At 66.5% G+C, this 17,248-nt stretch carries 14 protein-coding genes and 1 other annotated feature; of the genes, 4 read left to right on the forward strand and 10 right to left on the reverse strand.

Going from position 1 to position 17,248, the window contains the following annotated elements; genetic code table 11:
- Window positions 1–275 precede the first annotated feature (275 nt).
- A protein-coding gene (locus FNH13_RS09620) for an IS3 family transposase (RefSeq protein ID WP_143783242.1) occupies window positions 276–1,465 on the reverse strand; the annotation gives its coding sequence in 2 pieces (ribosomal slippage) (window positions 276–1,213 and window positions 1,213–1,465; 1,191 coding nt in all).
- A 151-nt stretch (window positions 1,466–1,616) separates the two neighbouring features.
- Between FNH13_RS09620 and FNH13_RS09625 the strand changes: the two genes are divergently transcribed.
- Complete coding sequence (locus tag FNH13_RS09625) at window positions 1,617–3,221, forward strand: DUF4062 domain-containing protein (RefSeq protein ID WP_143783243.1); 1,605 nt, start codon at window positions 1,617–1,619, stop codon at window positions 3,219–3,221.
- Here the strand turns inward: FNH13_RS09625 and FNH13_RS09630 are convergent.
- Window positions 3,209–3,808, reverse strand: a complete 600-nt coding sequence (locus FNH13_RS09630) for a metallophosphoesterase (RefSeq protein ID WP_143783244.1) — start codon at window positions 3,806–3,808, stop codon at window positions 3,209–3,211. The two genes, FNH13_RS09625 and FNH13_RS09630, sit on opposite strands and share 13 nt — an antisense overlap.
- A complete protein-coding gene (locus FNH13_RS09635) occupies window positions 3,805–4,491 on the reverse strand; it encodes a nucleotidyltransferase family protein (protein ID WP_143783245.1) in 687 nt (228 codons plus the stop codon). The genes FNH13_RS09630 and FNH13_RS09635 overlap by 4 nt, the downstream gene beginning before the upstream one ends.
- Window positions 4,492–5,089: 598 nt before the next feature.
- Between FNH13_RS09635 and FNH13_RS09640 the strand changes: the two genes are divergently transcribed.
- On the forward strand, window positions 5,090–5,434 hold the full coding sequence (locus FNH13_RS09640) for an SH3 domain-containing protein (protein WP_143783246.1): 345 nt from the start codon (window positions 5,090–5,092) through the stop codon (window positions 5,432–5,434).
- Between the two features lie 124 nt (window positions 5,435–5,558).
- Here FNH13_RS09640 and FNH13_RS09645 read toward each other — a convergent pair whose 3' ends face one another.
- The 4 genes from FNH13_RS09645 to FNH13_RS09660 form a co-directional block, all read right to left on the reverse strand.
- Complete coding sequence (locus FNH13_RS09645) at window positions 5,559–6,170, reverse strand: hypothetical protein (protein WP_202878741.1); 612 nt, start codon at window positions 6,168–6,170, stop codon at window positions 5,559–5,561.
- Between the two features lie 90 nt (window positions 6,171–6,260).
- Window positions 6,261–6,968 carry a hypothetical protein gene (locus FNH13_RS09650; protein ID WP_143783247.1) on the reverse strand — a complete coding sequence of 236 codons (708 nt, stop codon included), beginning with the start codon at window positions 6,966–6,968 and terminating at the stop codon, window positions 6,261–6,263.
- Between the two features lie 63 nt (window positions 6,969–7,031).
- Window positions 7,032–7,580, reverse strand: coding sequence for a hypothetical protein (locus tag FNH13_RS09655; protein ID WP_143783248.1), 549 nt, complete (start codon window positions 7,578–7,580; stop codon window positions 7,032–7,034).
- 648 nt (window positions 7,581–8,228) lie between these two features.
- Window positions 8,229–8,579 (reverse strand): hypothetical protein, encoded by a 351-nt coding sequence (locus FNH13_RS09660; RefSeq protein ID WP_143783249.1) that lies wholly within the window; start codon window positions 8,577–8,579, stop codon window positions 8,229–8,231.
- 429 nt (window positions 8,580–9,008) lie between these two features.
- On the opposite strand from FNH13_RS09660, the gene FNH13_RS09670 reads away from it, so the two are divergent.
- A complete protein-coding gene (locus FNH13_RS09670) occupies window positions 9,009–9,953 on the forward strand; it encodes a phosphotransferase family protein (protein ID WP_143783250.1) in 945 nt (314 codons plus the stop codon).
- Between the two features lie 940 nt (window positions 9,954–10,893).
- A complete protein-coding gene (gene mobF / locus FNH13_RS09675; protein ID WP_165700076.1) occupies window positions 10,894–14,712 on the forward strand; it encodes a MobF family relaxase in 3,819 nt (1,272 codons plus the stop codon).
- Window positions 14,713–15,824: 1,112 nt separating this feature from the next.
- Here mobF and FNH13_RS09680 read toward each other — a convergent pair.
- From FNH13_RS09680 to FNH13_RS09690, 3 genes are all read right to left on the reverse strand, one after another.
- Window positions 15,825–16,268, reverse strand: a complete 444-nt coding sequence (locus FNH13_RS09680) for an IS3 family transposase (protein ID WP_165700077.1) — start codon at window positions 16,266–16,268, stop codon at window positions 15,825–15,827.
- Window positions 16,179–16,310, reverse strand: a sequence feature (AL1L pseudoknot). (Overlaps the previous gene by 90 nt.)
- Window positions 16,265–16,591 (reverse strand): transposase, encoded by a 327-nt coding sequence (locus FNH13_RS09685; protein WP_143783253.1) that lies wholly within the window; start codon window positions 16,589–16,591, stop codon window positions 16,265–16,267. (Overlaps the previous feature by 46 nt.) The genes FNH13_RS09680 and FNH13_RS09685 overlap by 4 nt, the downstream gene beginning before the upstream one ends.
- Before the next feature lie 20 nt (window positions 16,592–16,611).
- Window positions 16,612–17,073 (reverse strand): tyrosine-type recombinase/integrase, encoded by a 462-nt coding sequence (locus FNH13_RS09690; RefSeq protein WP_143783254.1) that lies wholly within the window; start codon window positions 17,071–17,073, stop codon window positions 16,612–16,614.
- Window positions 17,074–17,248 lie beyond the last annotated feature (175 nt).

Genomic DNA, 17,248 nt, shown 5'->3' on the forward strand with positions numbered 1-17,248 from the left:
TGGCAGCACGCCCCCTACCTTGAGGTTGCGAGCAGAGGGGCCCCGACAAGCGTCGGGGCCCCTCTCACCTTCGAGAACGGGATGCCTGCCAGAGGTTCAACACGCCCTCCCGGCCCTTCAGGTCGACCGTGACACGGGCGTGCGAGGTTGGCCTTCCACAAGCTGCGCGCGCCTCGTGCGCGTCAGTCTGGGCTGAGCCCGCGGTATGAGCACCTCAACACGCGGCAGGCTTGGCAACCGGCCCGCTGGGGTTGACCCCGTTTCGTGGACATCGGTTAAGCGGCTTGATCGACCGCTGTGCTGAGTCGGTGCTCGAAGGCTACCGGGCTGATCTGGCCGAGGGCGCTGTGGCGTCGGCGGCGGTTGTAGACGGTCTCGATCCAGGTGCTGACGGCGGTGATCGCCTCAGCGTGGGTGGCGAAGTCATGCCTGTCGTAGAACTCGGTCTTCAGCGTCGACCAGAAGCTCTCGATCTGGGCGTTGTCCCAGCACACCCCGGTCCTTCCCACGGACAGGCGCACGCTCAGGTCCACAGCGGCCTCGGCGAGCTGAGCCGAGGTGTACTGACAGCCCCGATCCGCATGGAAGATCGTGCCGGTGGTGTCCCCGTCCCGGAACGTCACCGCGCGGCGTAGCGCGGTCTCCACGACGTCGGTGTGCAGGCTGTCAGCAAAGGCGTACCCGAGCACCCGGCGGGAGCACCCGTCCCGGACCGCGCACAGGTAGAGCCAGCCTTCTCCGGTGGCCAGGTAGGTGATGTCGGAGGTCCACACGGCATTCAACTCACCGCGGTCGAACCGGCGCTCGACCAGGTCCGGGATCGAGTGCGTGGCGGCATCCGGCAGGGTCGTCACCGGACGCCAAGGCCGCGGGCTGATCCCACGGATCTCGTTGGCGCGCATGAGCTTAGCGACCGTCTTGCGGGAGATGACCTCACCAGCCTCGCGCAAGTCGGCCAGGATCCGTGGAGCACCGTTGACCCCGTCGGACGCGTCGTGGGCAACCTTGATCTTGACCGTCAGGTCGGCCCGCCGCGCGGCGCGTGGCTCCGGCTCGGCACCTTGCCGGGCGGCCCAGGCGTAGTAGCCCGAGCGCGACACCTCCAGCAGGTCGACCATCCTCGTCACGTCGTAGGTGGCCTTCTCCGCCTCGATCACCTCGAACGCCCGCTCGGGCTCGAGTTCTCCGTGGCGAAGAAGGCCGCCGCTTTTTTCAGGAACTCCCGGTCCATCCGCAGCTCGGCCACCTCGCGGCGCAACCGCTCCAACTCGGCCCGCTCGTTGATATCGATCGCGTCGGGCGGGTCGTCCATCCGGGACCGCTCGATCGCCACCCACCGTCCCAGCAACTGCTGCCCGACACCGATCTCACCAGCGACCTCGACGATCGTGCGTCCGGTGTCGATCACCAGGTGAGCGGCATCCTGCCGGTACTTCGGGGTGTAACTCTTCCTCTTGGCACCCATGAGGGCATCCTCTCCTGCCAGGCCAAAACCTGGCGGTCAGGATGTCCACCCAACGGGGTCAACCTCACCGCGCATGTGCGGATGAGTGCTGTACGCCCGTCGGAACGGGGAGTAACCCAGGGCTAGGACTCCTCCGCAATAGAGTACGTACATGCCGATCCAGGTTTCATGCCGCCAGATCTTCCTCGCCTCGCCGGGCGGCCTCGGCCCGGAGCGGAGCCGTTGCCGAGATGTGTTCCGCCAGCACAACGAGTCGCGGGCTGTCGCTGAACGCCTGTTCTTCTACGTTCATGCGTGGGAGGACGTGCCGGGGGGCGTGGGACGGCCGCAGGACCTCATCAACCCCAACCTCGATGAGTGCGACTACCTCTTGATGCTGCTGTACGACAAGTGGGGCTCACCTCCTAACAATGACGACACATTCTCATCCGGAACTGAGGAAGAGTTTTTCCGCGCGCTCAACCTACTCGCAGACGGCGACCGCCCGATGCGCGACGTCTTGGTGCTTTTCAAGACAGTCGATCCTGAGCGGATTCCCGATGCCGGGCCCCAACTCAAGGCTGTCCTCGACTTCCGAGCCCGCCTTGAGGCGTCGAAGAGTCTGATGTACGAAACTTTCGACTCGGATGAAAGCCTACGCAGAATCGTAGAGCGCAAGATGCGCGCGTGGCTCGATGACGATGGAGCCAAGGTTCCTCGCAAAGTCGAGATTCCTCAGGCGAGTGTTGATACGGCGGGAGCCAGGACACGTGAACACGCGGACCTGCTCGAGTCGGCGAGAACGCTTGCAGCAGACGGCCTGCGTGTACAAGCCGAAGCGGCGTTTGCCGGCGCAACTGAGACCGGGGAGCCTGAGAGTTTGCTTGAGTTCGGTCAGTTCATGCGTCGTACCGGTCGACTCGAACAAGCCATGGCCCTTAACCGCCGGGTAGTCCAAGATCCTCAACTTCTGGTAAATCGAGGGTCAAGGGCAGTAGGCCTGCGTGTCCGTGCCATGTCTAATATCGGCGTGATCCAGCGCCAACTCGGTAAGCTGTCGGAATCGGTCGCCACCTTGCAGGAGGCGGTTGATACCGCAGAGCAGTCACGCGATCCGGTCCCCTCGGAGAAGTGCTACGCCCTCGACAACTACGGAATTTCGCTGATGCGTGCTGGTGCTTCAGACGGTGCTCTCGAGCAGTTCGAGCAGGTCGCGAGGATTCGCGCCGAGTTCGGAAGTGTTGACGATAGAGCGCAGTCGGAGATCAACATTGGCAGGTATCATCTGGGCCGAGGAGAATTCGAGGAGGCGCTCGCACGCTTCTGCGGAGCCCTTCGACTCTTAAGTCCAGCTGACGGAGACCCGCACCTTCCCGCCAACGCGTATGCAGGCCAGGCGGAGGCCCTGATCCGACTCGCCCGAGACGAGGAGGCTGACGGCGCCCTAGAGGCGGCGCGGCAGGCGAACGAACGCCTGCATAATAAGAAGGGCATGAGTATCGTGCACGGGCTCTGGGCGCGGTCTCTACTCCAGCGGGAGCGACCAGAGGACGCGCGTCCTCACATCGATGCCGCGGCGACCCTTGTCGACGAGACTGGCGACGCCGTGGGACGGGTGGTGGTCACTTGGCTAGAGGCAGAGAGCGCTCGCCAACAAGGTGACTTGCCGTCCGCGCGTGTTCTGGCGAACGATGTTGCATCCCTTCTTGAGGAAGTAGCGGAACCTTGGCTCCAGCGTGACCTAGACGACCTCTTGGGGGCCCTTCAGCCCGTCTGAATCCAATCTCTGCTGGGCCATTGGAAGCATGTGAGCCGTCCGTCCGGCAGCGTGCCACACCCCGTATCAATGAGGGCAAAGTCCTTGGCGATGTATGGCCGGTTGCCAAGGATCGGGCGGTGGCCGAACACGCCGAACTGCCCGATCTTAAGCGGTGGCGCGTCGGCTTGGTCATGGAAGGCAACACATTCGTCGGTGACGAACGAGCTTTCAAGGCACCGCAGAAACTTGACGTGAGGGGGCGGGACTCGCTCGCGCAGGTCGAGCCGAGTTCCGTTGGCGCCGAAGTAGGGATAGCTGCTCAGGGTTGCGGCGCCCCCCATCCGAAGGAACGCATCTTCACGGCCGTGGTCGAGCGCGCCCAGAAACGCTAGGTCGTGATGACCGGCCAGGAAGTGAATTCGACCTGCGAGCCTGGTCTCCGCCTGGAGGAGGAAATCGAGAACCTCCCGGGATTGCTCGCCTCGATTCACGTAGTCACCAAGCAGAACAATGGACTCCGCGACGTGCTGGGCGTGCTCGACCGCCGCGATCAGCGGACGCAAGGCGCCGTGAACATCCCCGATGAACGCGTACCGGTCCATCATAGGGTGACTCTGGGTAGCTCGTCGTACGGCAACTCGTCCGTGCCCTCAGAAAGGGCGAGGGTGGCGAAGTTCGAGAGGTCGCGGTTCGTCCTCCACGTCCGTTCGATCAGACCATGTAAGTCCCCATGAGGGTTGGGTTGAAGCGGTCCAATCACCGCTTCGAGTCGCCTTTTCAGATCGTCCAGCACTTCTTCGCTGGCCGACGGACGGACGGTGACGTGCGAGGAGAGGATGGCCACCAGTTGGGGATCCCGCTTGCGGGCCGCAATTTCCCGTACGGAGAAGCACGGATCCCCTTGGTCGAGGGCTTCCGCGTACAGCGCCGAGCGAAGCAAGTAACGAGCCACTTTGGTGAGCCCTTCGATATATCTCTCGCGGTCCTGGCTAGAGATGTCGAGGACGGACGTAAGGGAGCGAACACGACCGATTACTTGGCCCTCCCCCGGGGCCCTGACGAACTCCAGAGCAGCCGCCAGTTGACCGCCGATGTCGTACAGAACCCGCCCATCCCGCACTAGGTGGTAGCCGAACAATGTCCCCGAAAGTTGTTTTACCTCTGATAGGCCAAGCTGGGTTACATTGACGCGGCCACTATGGGCGGTTTCGACGCCCGCGAAGTTGAGAACCATAACGTCGAGGTCCGAGTCGGCGTCTGCGTCCCCCCGGCTCCAGCTTCCGTACAACAGAAGACCGTCGAAACTTCCATTCAGCAGGCCGCGGAGTTCTTGGCTTAAGGGTCGAGGTACTCCGCGCGCAGTCAAGCCGCGCTCGATTGACTCCCACGCGGAATCGCCGCAGATGGGCGAACGAGCGACTCGTGGCACCCAGGCATTGTTACAGTCTCGTCCACGAGTTCTGCAACAGGGTCTTTTCAGGCCGGCGTGATGCTGCTTGGTGAGGTGAGGGCCTGCGAACCGGCCGTTGCGACTCCGCCACGCGGACGACCCCGTCCGGCACGCCGTGGCGGGTGGGGCTCTGCGCCCAGGCGCCGGCCTGTGCCACGTCCTGGATGCGATGCAACTGGCATCCACCTGACGCTGAACGCCGCGTGGCGGGCGGAAAGGTAGAGCCTCGAAACATCCGCAACCCGGCGGAGTCGCGATGTCACGGCCCCCTCTGGTGGGCTGAGACCGGGGGTGCGCGCACCACCGTACGCGCCGGTGACCCATTCTGGGCGGTATGCAGCGGGCGTCGGTTCGTCCGCGCGGCACCGTCCCGCAGGACGAACGTGCTGCGGCACCGGTCGAGCGGGTGTCAGTGAGCGCTGGCAGGCTCGCTCTGGTGAAGCGAGTTACCGCACGGACGGCGCATGAGATCCCTGATCGAGCTCCGCTGCAGTTGACCGTCGGGGACGAGGTGCAGGCAGGTGTGCACGACTCCGAGTGGCCCGAGTTCGTGTTCGTCACTGCGGCGCACGGCACCGGGTGGGTGCCGGCACGACATCTGTCCCAGTCCTCCGGGCCGGTCGTCGCGCAGACGGCGTACGACACCACCGAGCTGGCCACCCGGGTCGGCGAGGTGCTCGACGTCCTCACCGAGGACGTCATCAGCGGTTGGCTTTGGTGCCGGTCCAGCAGTGGCCGGCAGGGCTGGGTCCCGGTCAGAACCGTCGAGGACGACACATGACAGCCGTCGCGGGCAAACCGCAGAGGGATCCTCACCGGACCGGAGGTTTTGAGGACCACGGCAACGGAGGCCGGGATGTGTGGGTCTGTGCGGGGTCTCTTGCCCTAGTAGCCGATGGGCGGGTCTAGAGGTGCGCGAGCCATGGGTGGCCTGGGTGGGCGGTGCTTAGCGCCTCGCGCAGCCACGTTCGAGGGCTGGGTCCAAGGAGGGGCTCGCACACATCGAAGTCGGTCTGGTCCTTGTCCCTGAGTCCCGGAGCTTTGTGGAGAAGCTGAACCTCCGGACGAAGATAGGGGATGCCATCGCGTTCCCAGACGATCTCTTCGAGGGGAAGAGTGATGCGGCCATCGCGCTTGTAGGTCCAGGTCGTCGACGTCGCGTCCATGAGGATGACGTCGTACTCCCAGGGGTCCGCCCCGCTGGCCCGCAGCCAGAGGTTCTCGCAGGTCGCCGATAGCGAGTCTGTCTGATTGACCATCGGCCTGAGGGCTCCGCTATCCGCCTGCCAGACATCGAGCCGCCCACACAAGTGGTGGTGCAGCGCAGCGACGTCGGAACGAAGGACACTGGGGTCTACATCGTCGTGGGGACGCGGAACGTTGGTGAACGCCTCGATGGCCCACCCTCCGGCAATCCACCAGGGGCCCTCGTACCCCTGGAACAGTTCCGCTGCATCTTGCGCAGTCCGGGCTAGCCAAGGCCCGTACAGACGAACGATTTCCTCGTGGTCCAGCACGTATGCACCGTAGACGAAAGCCGCGTGGTAGAGGAATGCACGCAAGTGCCGCCGGTCGCTCGTTCCGGGTGAACGGGCGTGACTCGGGGATCAGATCGAGCGGACGATGCCCGTGTAGTAGTCACAGTGCCGTCGGAATCCATGGCTGATGAGTGAGTTGGCCAGGTCGCGGTCGCCCGCCTTCTGGTTGACCACGATCGCGGCGCAACCCAACTCCGGTGCCTTGGCGACTGCAGCAGGGAGAGCTGTGTCGGCATCGGCGGCAGCGGGCAGGAACAGGATGGGTCCAGGTGGTGCGTATACCGGTGGTGCGCCAACGGTGATCGCGTCCGCTCCGGACAGTGGGACGTTGACGCCTGACTCGCCACCACCAGAGCCGGGCAATTCCATCAGCCACCACGACTCGGCAACGGCGAGACCGACCGCGCGAGCGAAGTCGGCCCTGTCCTTCTCATAGGTCGGGCACACGAACCGCACTTGGGAGCCGTGGCCCTCCGCGGCAAAGGCCGCCCACAGGTCGCGGCCATCCCCGCAGGCCCAATGCTTGCCCTCAACGAAGGCGTCGTCGATGAGCCAGCCATCACCTCGCGGTGCGGCGATAAGAACCGAAGCCGTCGTACGATAAGCGCGGGCGCCTCCCTCGGTCAACAAGGACTCAATGAAGGCACGATGGCTTGCCCCGGCGTCCGGGGCTGCCCGCCAGAAGATGGGCGCGTACTCGACCAGGGGCTCCCGGCGGCGCGCGAGAACGCTGACGCTCCAGTCAAGGTCAGCGGACGTGGCAGGGACGGTGATCATGTGAGACGACGCTAGCCGGACCACCGACAGATCGCTGCGACACACGCTCGTGCCGCACACCGTTCACAGCGGAGTGGAGGTGAACCAGGTCAAGGGGATGTGGCCTCGGTGAAGCACGTGGGGCACGTCGACCCAGGGTAGCCAGGGGTCGCCGGGGCGGAGGGATTCGAGGCGTTGCACGGCGTTGATGGTGACGCGGTCGACCGCTCGGAGGGTCGCTGTTGTCAACGGTAGGTAGTCGTCTCCGTCGTAGGGCTCAGGGGTGTGTCCGTTGGCGCCGGCGCGCATGAGCCGGATAACGGTGCTGCTGGGATCGAGCCGATCAGCTGGCAAGACCCAGGGTTGGCGGTCGGGGACGGTCCTTCCGGAGCGTCGAAGGGCCTCGAACAGCGGTGCCGGGTGTACAGGGGAGAGGAAAACGACGTCGCTCCACGTGCATCCCAGTGGCTCGACCCTCTGGGTGAGCACGCCGGGCGTGCTCTGGTACTTGGCTCGGTGGAGTTCGTAAAGGTCCGGGTGGCGCTGCCGGAGCATGTTCAAGGGCAAGAGCGCGTCTCCGCGAACGGTCATGGCCGGTCGGTGGTAGAGGTTGCCCGAAATGGTTGGGGTCATGAAAAAACCCTCCGGCAAGACGCCAGGAGGGGTGACCTCATTCTAGCCGCTGAGGGCCGACGAGTCCCTCCTGGTTGGGTACGTAATCACCGGATTACCGGATCTGCCGCGTCCAGGGTCGGGCCAGCCGGGGACTCTCTGCTGTCCACGACAGCGTGATGCTGCGACACTGACAACGTTGATCCGATGGAAAGAGAGGCGGGGATGACTACGGCTAGATGGGTCTTCCGGTTCGGGGTGCTCATCTGCCTGGTGTTCCTCGTCCTAGTCTTCTTTACGCAGCGCCAAGCGATCGTCATTGCACTGGCTATCCTCGCTGGCGTCACCGTATGTGCCGCTGGAATCGCAAAGTCGATGTATGGCCTGAGCTTCAAAGAGTTGTGGAGCGCCCCGAGGGCCGATGAATGATTCTCAACCTATCCCCGGAGCCTCACGCTGCAAACGTCCGCATCTGCCGCGAGCCGATCGGCATGCTGTAGAGCAATCGCTGCTCGGGCTGGCCGGTGACGGTCGATCTGAGGTCAAGGCCTTTCGCCACAGATCGGTTGCGCGTGGTGTACCCCAACGCGACGCTTGCTCCTCCTGCCGCTGCTGGCCTCCGTCCCGGTGAAGGATCGCTGTGCGGGCATGTCGGGGTATACCGCGGCGCTACTCGCCTTGCGCCCAAGCCGCGACCGGTAAGGAGAGGTAGACCCCGACGCTGGACAGCCCGGCCGCTTGCGTAACCATGTCGCAGAGTTGTTCGCATCTCTCTTGCCGTGTCTCTGCCCGGCTCGGGAACCACTTTGAGCGCACCTCGACCACGATATCGAGACCGCTGATGTCGTAAGGCCCTCTCCGTCGAAAGCGGACCTCGACGTCGCCCGGCCGGAGCACCTCGTCGTACGGCTCCTCTGGGCACTCGACTGCGACCGAGACCGCGTGGGGCAGGGCTTGAGCGAGCCGAGCGAGCTGCTCCTCCGCTACTTGCGCACTGTGGGTGACGTCGACGATCGGCATGGAAACAACGTAGCTGCCGCTGTGCCGCGCGGGCCGGCACACAGGCCGAGGGTACCCATCCATCTCAATGAGCGGACCGCCGCGAGCCTGTACGAACGCAATCCGGCAGTAGTAGTCTGCGGCCGCTCTCCCGGGCAGAGTCGTACTTTCAGTCGGTGACGACCTCGACCTCGAAACCCTCGATGTTCTCAATGAAGAGCGCCGCATGTTGCGGTCCACCGGCATGGGGGTATCGGTCAGCGAACAATTCGCGCCAGCCATGCGCGGGGCACTGGGCGCGAAGGTCGTCCAGCTGCTGCCGGCCCTCGCCCCGAAGGGCAAGGTGGTTCAGACCTGCCCGCGTGCGATCGGCTTACGGAGGCGGTTGACGAGCCTGTGGTGTTACCCGACCGCCCGCGCAGCGGCGCGGCTACGGACTAGCCTCGGCTCATGGCCGACGGCGACTGGAGGGATGACGGCTTCAGGCAGCGTCGGCCTTGCGCGGAGACCCTCGGGTGGGTTGCGGCATCGATGGGTCAGGGCACGCGCGTCGTTGGCTATCGCCGCATGACCGGTGGCGTCTCATCCGCCGTGCATCGGGTGACCGTCGAGCGACATGGCCGACGCAGGTTCGTCGTCCTGCGGCAGTACCCAGGCGGGCTCGGCCTGCAGGAGAGCTTGGAGACGGAGATCGCCAACCTTGGCGTGGTGGCGGAAAGCGGGCTCCCGGTCCCGAGCATCCTGGCCACTGATGCTGCCGGTGCTTCGACGGGAGGCGCGCCATCGTTGCTGATGACGCGGTTGCCGGGGCATGTTGACCTCAACCCGGTGGACCCTCGGTCGTGGATGACGAGGATTGCGGAACTTGCCGTATTGCTGCATTCCCTCAACTTGCCCGCGGAGACATTCAGACCCTGGACGGATTCCTGGATCGCTCCTCTGGCCGCGCTTAAGGTGCCGACCGGTGCTCAGAAGCCGGCCGTGTGGAGGGCAGCGTTTGATGCCATGGCGTCGCCACCACCCAAGCACACCGCCGTGTTTCTGCACGGCGACTTCCTGCCGGTCAACATGCTGTGGTCACGCGGCAAGATCACTGGGCTAACCGACTGGAACGGCGTTTACCGGGGCGCACGTGCGGTTGACCTCGGCCACTGTCGGCGATACGTGGCGGCACTCTACTCACCCGAGCGGGCGGAGCAGCTTCGGTCGCTGTATGAATCGATCGCCGGGGTGACCCTCGATCCGTGGTGGGACCTGTATGCGCTGCTGCACCACGACGATAGCCAGCCGAAGTGGATCCTAGGTCAGGTCGCTGGACGCCGTCGCGTCGATGTCCTCGGCATGACTTCCCGGATCGAGGTCGCTATAGAGACTGCACTACGGCGCCTCGGATGACTGCGGGGTTCCCTGCTGGTCACCTCCCCGGGGCTCTGCTATGCCGCACAAGCCCGCACGTGACCCGACCGCGTGCGGTTCCGTAGGCGGCACCCCGAACGGGAACGATGCAGGTCAGCGAGCACATCCTTGTTCGGGTGTCCCACAAGACCCGCCCGAGAAAAAGCCCGGTGAAGGGGCGCTGAGTGGGACACGGCCTACGAGATCCGAACGGGGTGCGAGGTGTGGGCCGCGCGCGTGCGCGTTCTGTCGGTCGCCACGGTTCGGTCTGGTGCCCGACGCTCCACCAACGGTGGATATTCATCCTCACGAATGCATGATCATGCCGACCAACCAGAGCGCCCACATCGGCGGTACAGCGATGTCACGACCCTCGGCACGTGAGTGAGCTTCCAAGTCGCGGTGCGCCCAAGTCCCGATAGCCCATTCTGGAGCCGGTGTGACGCCGTCCGTCAAGGTCGCATCGACGCTAGGCGCGCAACGGCTCCTCGGCATGTACGGCAGCTCCACGAGCGATGCGGGACGTCCGCGACTTCGGCAGAGTCGTGGTGTGTCGTGGGTCCAACGCCAGCAACTGTCGCTTCGCGGAGCTCGGCCACCGGTGCCTTCGGAGAGCGTGCCGTCGCGCGGCACACCATCGCCACCATGACCGGCGCTATCCTCGCCGAGCTCATGCTCGACTCAGCCAGTCGACCGCCGCCGCACTTCGGTTTCACACGCTGCCCAAGGCCGACACGCCAAGATCCTGCAAACTCGCCCGCCAACACGGACCGAGCCCCGACGTGCAACTTCAACCCTCGTGAGCAGCGCACGCCGCCGTGCCACCCTCAGCGCCGACGTTCCCACCCCTTCTCGCCCCGCTCACATGCCACACACCTTTTTCATTCTGGCCCAAACCATGGCCACTCGCCGCCGGGCTTCGGCCTTGGGGGGCATGACGATGACGCTGCACAAGCTGTCTGCGGGGTCGGGGTACGAGTACCTGACCCGGCAGGTCGCGGCGGGGGACGACACCGAGATCGGTCGCCGCGGGCTGGAGGACTACTACGCGGCCAAGGGTGAGTCGCCCGGTCGCTGGCTTGGTTCCGGCCTGGTCGGGATCGACGGGCTCCGGTCCGGTGACCGCGTCACCTCGGAGCAGATGCGCAACCTGTTCGGCGCGGGCCGTCATCCGTTGACGGGTGGGGCGCTGGGTGCGGCCTACCGGGTATACGGCAGCGACGGCGTCGGCGGGTTCAACGCGGAGGTCGCCCGCCGGCTGGAGGCACGAGCTGACGGCTCGACCGAGCCCGCGAAGCGACAGACCGAGGCCGCCGCCACGCGCAGCGAGGTGGCACGGGAGTACTTCATCCGCGAGCAGGGGAGGGAGCCGCGTAATGCTCGGGAGCTGGCCTCCGCGGTGGCTCGGTACTCGCGGCCGCAGCGGACGGCAGTGGCCGGGTATGACCTGACGTTCAGCCCCGTGAAGTCGGTGTCGACGCTGTGGGCCATCGCCCCGCCAGAGATCGCCCAGGCGGTCGCGGAGGCGCACGATGCCGCGGTGCAGGATGCGCTGGCCTTCCTCGAGCGCCAGGTGCTGTACACGCGGGAGGGTAAGAGTGGGGCACGTCAGGTCGAGACCAGGGGGCTCATCGCGGCAGCCTTCACCCACCGCGACTCCCGGGACGGCGATCCCGACCTGCATACCCACGTCGCGGTCGCCAACAAGGTGCAGACCGTCGAAGGCAAGTGGCTGTCGATCTACGGGCGGGTGCTGCACCAGCATGTCGTCGCCGCGTCGGAGGCCTACAACACAGCCATCGAGTCTCACCTGCGTGCTTCCCTCGGCATCCGCTTCATCGAACGGCCTGGCGGGACCGGGGACAGGCGACCGGTCCGTGAGATTGAGGGTGTTGACCGCACGCTGTGCGAGCTCTGGTCCCGACGCCGGAGTGACATCACCGCCCGGCAAGAGGAGCTGTCCCGGGAGTTCCAGGAGGCGCACGGTCGACCGCCGACACCGGTGGAGCAGATCGCCCTGGCTCAGCGGGCCAACCTCGAGACCCGAGCGGCCAAGCACGAGCCGCGATCTCTGGCAGCCCAACGCGACACGTGGTGGGCCGAGGCGGTCGGGGTGCTCGGGTCGGAGGGGATCCAGCAGATGGTGACGACAGTGCTGCGGCAGGAGGGACGCCCGGCGTATGACGTGTCCGAGGAGTGGGTTCACGAGGCGGCACAGCGGGTGGTCGCCGAGGTCGAGGCGCGGCGGGCCACCTGGCAGGTCTGGCACTTGCAGGCCGAGGCGCAGCGCCAGGTCCGCGGCCTGGGCCTGCACCCAAGCCTGGTCGCTGATGTCGTCGGGCGGGTCATCGACGCGGCGACGGTCGCGCGCTCGGTCAACCTCACTCCCGAACTCGACCCCATCCCCGAGCCGGGAGGCCTGCGTCGAAGCGACGGCACCAGCGTCTACCGCCATACCGGCAGCGACCACTACACCAGCCTCCGGGTCCTGGAGGCCGAGCAGCGGATCACCTCGGCAGCCGCCCGGGCCGACGGTGCTGCACTCGCCCGTGAGGACGCTCAGCTCGCGGTGCTCGAGGCCTCCCTGCAGGGGAGAAACCTCAACCGAGGACAGGCGGACCTGGTCCTGGCGCTGGCCTCCAGCGGTCGCCGGGTGCAGCTTGTCCTGGCACCGGCAGGTTCCGGCAAGACCACAGCCGTGCGGGTCCTCGCTGACGCGTGGCGCGGCCACGTCGGTCCGGTGATCGGACTCGCGCCCTCCGCGGCCGCCGCGACCGTGCTCGCCGGAGCGACCGGCATACCGTCCGAGACGCTGGCCAAGCTGGTCCACGACCTCGACCACGGACGCCGGTCCTGGCTGGACGAGGCGATCGGCCCCGACTCCCTCGTCGTGGTCGACGAGGCGGGTATGGCGGACACGCTCACCCTTGACCGCGTGATCACGCACGTCCTGGCCCGGGGCGCCTCGATCCGTCTCATCGGCGACGACCAGCAGCTCGCCGCCGTCGGCGCCGGCGGAGTGCTGCGTGACATCGCCACCACCCACGGTGCCGTGCGTCTGACTGAGGTGGTCCGGTTCTCCGACCCCGCCGAGGCCGAGGCGACCCTGACGTTGCGGGCCGGGGACCCCTCGGCACTCGGTTTCTACCTAGACCGGGGCCGGGTGCACGTCGGGGACATGGCCACCTCCGTCGAGGCCGTCTTCGCCGCCTGGTCCCGGGACCGTGCGAGTGGGCGGGACTGCCTCATGCTCGCACCGACCCGCGAGCTCGTTGCCAGCCTCAACACCCGCGCGCGAGCGGCTCGGCTGGGTAGCACCACCCCTGGTCGCGAGGTGATCCTCGCCGACGGCACTCACGCCTCCGCCGGGGACGTCGTCGTCACCCGGCGCAACGACCGACGGCTGGGCGTCGGCAGCACCGACTGGGTCAAGAACGGTGACCGGTGGACCGTCACCGCCGTCGAAGGACGAGCCCTGCGCGTCCGTCACCTCACCTCAGGGCTGCGGACCACGCTGCCGGCGGGCTACGTCGCCGAGCACGTCGAGCTCGGGTATGCCGCGACCGTCCACGGGGCGCAGGGGGTCACCGCCGACACCATCCACGGCATCGTCACCGGCCAGGAGTCCCGGCAGCTGCTCTACACCATGCTCACCCGCGGCCGGCACGAGAACCACGTGCACGTCGTGTCCGCCGCTGACACGGACGGGCACACCCTGCCGCTGATCGAGACGACCAGCCCGGCCACCGCGACCGAGACCGAGACCCTGCAGGGCGTGCTCGCACGTGACGGTGCGGCGGTCTCGGCGACCAGCGAGAAGGCACGAGCAGCTGACCCGACCCTGCTGCTTCACGATGCGACAGTCAGGTACGAGGACGCTCTCCTGGCCGGCGCCGAGAGGCTCCTGGGCCCCGGCTGGGGTGATGGCATCGAGGCTGCTGCCGAGGCTCTGGTCCCAGGCCTCACGCACGCCTCGGCCTGGCCCAGCCTGCGTGCCCACCTGACCCTCACCCAGGCCGATGGGCGCGACGCCGTCGAGGCGCTCGCCGACGCGTCCTCCTACCGGGGGCTCGGCGACGCGGACAACCCTGCCGCCGTCCTGCTCTGGCGTCTGGACCGCGCACCGGCAGGCGGTCCCCTCCCGTGGCTGCCCGCCATCCCCAAGCGGCTAGCCGCCGATCCCGTCTGGGCCGGCTACCTCACCGCCCGCGGAGAACGGGTGCGGGCGCTGGCCGCCCAGGTGCGTCAGGGAGCCACCATCGAGCAGCCGTGGGCCGCGCCCCTCGCCGACCACATCGCCCCTGAGCTCCTCGCGGACCTCAGCGTGTGGCGGGCCGCTCGAGGGGTCGACCACAGTGACCTGCGCCCGGTGGGGGCGCCGGATGCCGGGGGAGTGGCTGGCCGTTACGCACGTGGCCTCCTCTGCCGAGTCAGTGGTCACATGCCCAACGCCATCCGGCACTGGGAGCGCCTAATCGTCGAGCACGTCGGACACCGCGACTGGTTCACGACGCAGATGGCCGAGCGTCTCGACCGACTGCACAGGGCCGGCGTCGACGTACCCGACCGGCTGGAGCAGGCCGCGACCGAAGGTCCGCTTCCGGACGACGAGGCGACCGCGTCACTGTGGTGGCGCATGATCGACCCCCAGCAGCGGACTGCGTCGACCTCTCCGCCCCAGATCGAGCCGAAGCGGATGCGGCCAGAGCGTCGCTGCCCTGCTCCGCCTGGCCCCGCCCCCGACGGTCCCAGCCGCTGAGACCCCCAGTGTCAGTGGGGAACGATTGAAGACTTGCTGCGCGGAACGCGGTGGAATGGGCTACCTCTGTAACGCCGGAGTGCAGGACGAGGAAGCCTATGTGGGCCCATGAAAATCCGCGGCCGAGATGATGGCGGTGACCGCGGTGCAGGAGTAGCGTTGCCTTCGCTACTGCCACTGGAGGTCAAGATGCAGATCAATCCCGAGCCCCAACGGCCTGAACCTCCCCAGCCACCGGGACCAGCGTGGCAGCCCAGTATTGGTGGCTCGCTCTGCCCCGAGCGGCACTATGTTCGATTCGAGGGCAAGTTCTGTCCAACCTGTGGTGCGGGGCCAGTGCCGGGATTCGTGGACTGGGAAAGCCGGGATAGGACCGCGCGACTCGGTGCGCAAGGCGGGTTCTGATGCCCATCCCGGCAGTGGTTGTTGCAGTGGCTGGAGCCATCGCAGTGGAGTTAGCAGCAGAGGGCGGCGTATGGGTCGTGAAACGTGCGTGGGATTCTGCCACCCGTCGCCCTTTGCCGAACCTTCAACGCCCACCTCGCCTCTACGACGAGCGCTCAGGCATGTCTTTCATCCTGCAGAACGACGGGAACTACCGCGTCGTAGACGGTGAAAGACAGTTCTGAGACGGGATCTCGAAGAACACTGATCGGGTCTTAAAGCAAGATCGGACGACAACGAACAAGCCGACGATGTCGAGTGCTGCCCTGTAGTGAAAGCTGTTGTCTTCCGGGAAGGTCTGCCCGTTGAGCTACTTGGCAGAATCGGCCGAGCTTCCGGCGGTGCGTAGTGGTCGAACGCGGCGGAAGGACGCTCCTATGCAACGTCCGACGCGCCGCAGAACAGTGCGTTCACGTGGCTCGAGGCGCGCTCAACCGGGCCGGCTGTCAGGGCTCGGGCGCCTCGGGCCGGTGTGTTCGTCTGGATTCGCGGCGGCGTAGGCCGTGCGACCGCCCCAGCGCGCTTCGAACCCGGAGACCAGCTCCTGTCCTTCCTCCAAGACCTCTGATTACGTGCAGCGATCGCGACCCTGCTGGCCCGTTGGGCCACCAGCACGCAGCACGTTGTCGACCTCACCCAGCCGAACTGCACATAACCGCGGGCTGAATCTAATAGGTGAAGTCGACCACCCAAAGCTCGTTCGGTCGGGTCGCGGTGAAGTTCCGTTTGACCAGGTCAGCTGGGCGCGCAGCGCTGTCGCTAGGTGGGATTGTGGTCCGGACCCGTCGATCGCGTCGAACTCCTTGCATCCCAGCGGTTCTCATCAACCGCTCGATGGTGCACCGCGCGACCGGGGACCCGGCCACAGTGACGCCCTCGCGGCGCAACTGGTGGTAGAACTTCCGCGACCCGTACAACCCGCCCCGGGAGGCCTTGTGGACCCGGCACACCTCGTCCAGGACCAGCTCGTCACGGGCCGCGCGTGCCGAGCGGCCACGAGACCGGGCGGCGTAGTAGGTGCTCGGGGCGATCGGGCAGCCGTGCTCGGTGAGCACCCTGCAGATCGGCACGACCCCGAACCTCTCGTGGTGGGCGTCGATGAACGCGGTCACCACGGCAGTCGCGGGTCGAGCTCCCGCGCGAAGAAAGACGATGCCGCCAACAGAATCTCGTTGGCGCGCTTGAGCTCGCGAACCTCGGCCTGCAACGCCTTGATCGAGGCCGCGTCCTGCGTCGTCGTCCCGGGCCGGCGACCCTCATCGATCTCCGCCCGGCGGATCCAACCGCGCAACGTGTCGGGCACGACCCCGACCTTCGGGCCAATACGCCTGACTGCCGCGTTCATCGACAGCGAGGGATCCTCACTCATCGCCTCCGCGACCAACCGCTGCGCCCGATCACGCAGCTCCTGGGGGTACTTCCTCGGTGCTGGCATAACTCCACCCTTCCGTGGAATCAGACCGTCCACCAGACCCGGGGCGATTCAGTGATCGTCTGAGCGACTTGGAGGAAACGAATCAGCTCCAACCGGTCCAAGCCGAAGGTCCACCGGGACTCGTCCCGGTGGACCTTCGGGAGCCGGGCATACACGGCCGGATCGGCCGGGATGATGCCGTCAATGTGCGCGAACCGGAAGTACCCCCTAACGGCGTGCATCATCGTGTTCACCGAGGAGTCCATCAGGCCGGCATCTCCGAGTTCGCGGATGTAGAGCTCAACGTGCGCTCGCTGGATCCCGACCAGTGGGTCCAGCCCGTTGGCCGTGCACCAGGCGAACCAGCGCCCCAGTTGAGTCCGATACAGGGCGTGGGTGGCTCCGGAGTAGCGAGCCAAGAACGAGACCGCCGCGAGCTGCGCGGAGCTCATCGAGGACGGCTGGAACGGCAGCACCTTCGTGGAACTGTTTGTCGTGGACATGATCGCCTCCTGCGGCGACCTGGCTACAGGCCCCAGTCGATGCCCGCCGCAAGCGCGACGAGGCTCTGCAACCTCCGACGCTACGCCGACTCAACACCGCGTCCGGTCGCGGCGATGTGACGCATCTCAGGGGCCAGCGCAGACAAGGGCGTGTTTCGCGTCGCCGAGGTCACCT

Origin of the sequence: Ornithinimicrobium ciconiae (assembly GCF_007197575.1) — a bacterium.
Taxonomy (GTDB): domain Bacteria; phylum Actinomycetota; class Actinomycetes; order Actinomycetales; family Dermatophilaceae; genus Ornithinicoccus; species Ornithinicoccus ciconiae.

What these genes read in the sequence shown, in the direction of transcription:
- FNH13_RS09685 (WP_143783253.1), bottom strand. Translation starts at nt 16,591, where the DNA reads ATGCCAGCACCGAGGAAGTACCCCCAGGAGCTGCGTGATCGGGCGCAG.
- FNH13_RS09660 (WP_143783249.1), bottom strand. Translation starts at nt 8,579, where the DNA reads ATGCCGATCGTCGACGTCACCCACAGTGCGCAAGTAGCGGAGGAGCAG.
- FNH13_RS09690 (WP_143783254.1), bottom strand. Translation starts at nt 17,073, where the DNA reads ATGTCCACGACAAACAGTTCCACGAAGGTGCTGCCGTTCCAGCCGTCC.
- FNH13_RS09650 (WP_143783247.1), bottom strand. Translation starts at nt 6,968, where the DNA reads ATGATCACCGTCCCTGCCACGTCCGCTGACCTTGACTGGAGCGTCAGC.
- FNH13_RS09670 (WP_143783250.1), top strand. Translation starts at nt 9,009, where the DNA reads ATGGCCGACGGCGACTGGAGGGATGACGGCTTCAGGCAGCGTCGGCCT.
- FNH13_RS09625 (WP_143783243.1), top strand. Translation starts at nt 1,617, where the DNA reads ATGCCGATCCAGGTTTCATGCCGCCAGATCTTCCTCGCCTCGCCGGGC.
- FNH13_RS09630 (WP_143783244.1), bottom strand. Translation starts at nt 3,808, where the DNA reads ATGATGGACCGGTACGCGTTCATCGGGGATGTTCACGGCGCCTTGCGT.
- FNH13_RS09655 (WP_143783248.1), bottom strand. Translation starts at nt 7,580, where the DNA reads ATGACCCCAACCATTTCGGGCAACCTCTACCACCGACCGGCCATGACC.
- mobF (WP_165700076.1), top strand. Translation starts at nt 10,894, where the DNA reads ATGACGCTGCACAAGCTGTCTGCGGGGTCGGGGTACGAGTACCTGACC.